This is a genomic window from Acidithiobacillus concretivorus (genome assembly GCF_018853445.1).
Taxonomy (GTDB): Bacteria; Pseudomonadota; Gammaproteobacteria; order Acidithiobacillales; family Acidithiobacillaceae; genus Acidithiobacillus; species Acidithiobacillus concretivorus.
This window is the reverse complement of record NZ_JABELD010000176.1, coordinates 1-356: the sequence shown is the minus strand read 5'-3', so window position 1 is coordinate 356 and position 356 is coordinate 1. Positions and strand designations below refer to the sequence as shown.

1 protein-coding gene is annotated in these 356 nt (G+C 55.9%); it reads left to right on the top strand.

Going from position 1 to position 356, the window contains the following annotated elements; translation table 11 throughout:
* Positions 1 to 356 (top strand): IS21 family transposase (locus HJG40_RS14615; protein WP_497006475.1); only part of this gene is annotated, 356 nt, incomplete at both ends.

The window sequence follows — 356 nt, the reverse complement described above, 5'->3', positions numbered from 1 at the left end:
CATATTTCTCGAAAAATGAATTTATCGCGTGCTACGGTGCGCAAGTATCTGGATCATGTCGGAGATGAACCGAAGTACCCCCAGCGGAAATCCCGGCCACGGCCGCAATTGGGAGCTTTTGAGGCGGTCCTGCAGCAATGGCTGGAGACGGATGCGCACTTACCGCGCAAGCAGAAGCGGACCGCACGCAGACTGTTCGAGGGTTTGCAGAAGGCAGGATACCAGGGGGCCTATGACAGCATTCAGCGCTGGGTAAAGGCGTGGAAGGCTAATGTTCGTCCTGGTCTGCACCAAGCCTTTATTCCCCTGAGTTTCCGTCCCGGTGAAGCGTATCAGTTTGACTGGAGCAGCGAGAC